Below are 2,576 nucleotides of genomic sequence, written 5' to 3'. Positions count from 1 at the left end.
CGTTACCAATGTATCTGGGCTTGGGGGATATTAGCCAGGGAACTTTTATCGAAAACCGACAAACGGTTTATAAAATTCAGTACGCCCACCAAGAAAATTCGGAGTACCATACGGCTCAAGCGGTTCAAAATCTCCGTAACGCGCTAAAATTACTAGATGAAGCGATTGCAAGAAACGAACCGCTGCGAGTTTGGTGGTCCGATGATGTGAATGATTACTGCGGTTTTTTATGGTTGTGTAACTATTTGAAAAACTCAACGGTGGAAATGTCCAGCATCAAAGTGCCAATGAACTTTGTCACTTCCGATAACGCCTTAGCAATCATTTCGGGATTAGGCGACCTCACCCCCGAAAACATTGATGAATTCAATTTGTTTGATTTAGAAAAGTCAGTATCGAAGAATCGACGAACTGCCTATAGTTATTATTGGCGCGATCTCAGAAGTGAGAACAATCCAATTAGGGCGGTTATTAACGGGAAGTGTATCAGCCAGTCAATCGACTTTTACGATCGCTTTATCCTGTTAAATTTGAGTGATGAACGATTTCGAAAAATTATCCGCGTCATTGGCGAAACCATTGGGAATTATCCATTCGCACCTGAGTGGTGGTACCGGCATCGCATCGACTATTTGGTATCGAAGGGCAGTTTGGAATATAAGATCGATCCTGACATGATGGTGGGAAAGATTCGGATTCGTCATTAACCCGATGAAAAATGGGACTTGGCTAAACGTGCTAATTTTTGATGCAATCTCTGAACGTTCTCATATTACTTAGCTGAAAAAACGTGCGAAAAAAATTTAAGCCCGGCAATCAACCATTCCAAATCAAGGAATAATCGATCGCCGGGCTTAAATTCTGAGTTCAAAATGTTTTTTTCATTCCGTTGTTAAAGGGCATCGCTTTGAGGTTGGCGAATCTTGGCCAACGCGTCATCGATTTGCTTTAAGACAATGTCGATGTTTTTGGGATCAGACAAATCATATTTTTGTAAATTAATTTTGATTTTAGGCGACACATCATATTCGTCAAACCACTTCTTGTAGGCCGCCCACATCTTGAAGTAGTATTCCTGCAAGCCGGGATTGTCGTCAAATTGCTCGTAATCACGGCCGCGCTTCTTGATCCGGTGTTTGATCGTCTCGAAGTCGCTATCGGCGTATACAAGCAAATCAGGGGCCTTTTTAGGCAGTTCACTGAGTTCTGCCATCATATTATCGAGCAGTTTTAAATAAACTGAAAGCTCCGTATCGGTAATGTTTCCCTGAGCATTGTTTTCGCGGGTAAAGAGGGCATCCTCATAAATTGACCGGTCTAAAACATTATTATCATCGCTCAGGGCTTGTTTGATCATTGAAAAGCGTTTATTCAAAAAGTAGATTTGAAGTAAAAAGCCATATTGTTTGGGATTGGAGTAGTAGAGTGGTAACACCGGATTGTCGCCAACGGGTTCAAAAAATGCCTTGCTCCCTAAATGTTCAGCAATCTTTCCGGTTAAGGTGGTCTTTCCGACACCAATCATTCCTGCAGTTATTATCACCATGAGTAGCCCCTTCTTTAAGAAAATTACAATATCTAGTGTACCACAAAATGTTGTCACACAATATATGTAATCTTGCTGTTCTCCCGAGTTAAATTTCGAAATGGTTAACATATTAAGTAGTACAATGTAGTTAATAAGGTAATAATGGAGGGAATTCAATGTATAAAGCGGTTGTGTTTTTTGATTTGGACGGGACACTCTTTGATAACGAAAAAAATGTGTCCGATGAAAATGTCGCAGCTATCAAAGAATTGCGAAAAAATAACATTTTGCCGGTCATCTCCACTGGGCGAAATATTTTTGAAATTCAATATGTCATTGATGCTACCGGAATCAACTCACTGGTGAGTGCGAATGGAAGTTACGTTCAGTACGAAGGCAAGAAGTTAAAGGCAGAACAAATCGATAACAAGGTGATCGAAGATATTTTGGCATTCGCAAAAGAACAGGGCGACGTGATTTCATTTTACAATAATAAGGAATTTGCCCTAACTGCTGAAAATGATATGACGAAGGTCAATTATCGTTTATTGCGTTTAACACCGCACGTTGACCCCGAATTTTATAAGCACAATGAAGTGAATTTCTTAAACGTCTTCAACTATGATAAAGATAAGTTGTATCAAGATAAATTCAAGGGTCAGTTGTCCTTGGTCAGAAACAACCCCCGCTGTTTGGACACTATGAAATGGGGCGTTTCAAAGCAGACTGTCATTCAGGCATTGATGTAGAAGTTGGACTTAGGCGATGTGCCATCCTATGCATTTGGTGACCAAATGAACGATTTACAAATGTTTGCGGAAGTCAAGTTCCCAATTGCGATGGGAAATGGGGTCCCTGAAGCCAAAGAAAAAGCCACTTACGTCACTAAATCAAATATCAATGGTGGCATTGTTAACGGATTGCGCCATTACGGACTGATCAAATAACTTGGTGGGCTAGTGGATGTTTTCTGGAATGACAATTAAGATTTGAATAATTTGTGACAGTCAAAAAGGCCTGGATAAAAGCGTTTAAACCTTTGTCCGGG

General features: G+C 40.4%; 2 protein-coding genes and 1 pseudogene. 2 read left to right on the top strand and 1 reads right to left on the bottom strand.

Annotated elements, in window-relative coordinates; genetic code table 11:
* Nucleotides 1-707 (top strand): DUF3658 domain-containing protein (locus tag AB3112_RS10605; RefSeq protein WP_367334465.1); only part of this gene is annotated, 707 nt, incomplete at its 5' end.
* 185 nt (nt 708-892) lie between these two features.
* Here AB3112_RS10605 and AB3112_RS10600 read toward each other — a convergent pair.
* Nucleotides 893-1,546 carry a deoxynucleoside kinase gene (locus AB3112_RS10600; protein ID WP_084998578.1) on the bottom strand — a complete coding sequence of 218 codons (654 nt, stop codon included), beginning with the start codon at nt 1,544-1,546 and terminating at the stop codon, nt 893-895.
* A gap of 158 nt (nt 1,547-1,704) precedes the next feature.
* Here AB3112_RS10600 and AB3112_RS10595 point away from each other — a divergent pair.
* Nucleotides 1,705-2,475, top strand: a pseudogene (locus tag AB3112_RS10595) (Cof-type HAD-IIB family hydrolase).
* Nucleotides 2,476-2,576 lie beyond the last annotated feature (101 nt).

This window comes from Lentilactobacillus sp., from assembly GCF_040773105.1.
Classification (GTDB): Bacteria; Bacillota; Bacilli; order Lactobacillales; family Lactobacillaceae; genus Lentilactobacillus; species Lentilactobacillus parabuchneri.
Note: the sequence above shows the minus strand (reverse complement) of the source record. Positions and strands in the feature narration are given on the sequence as shown.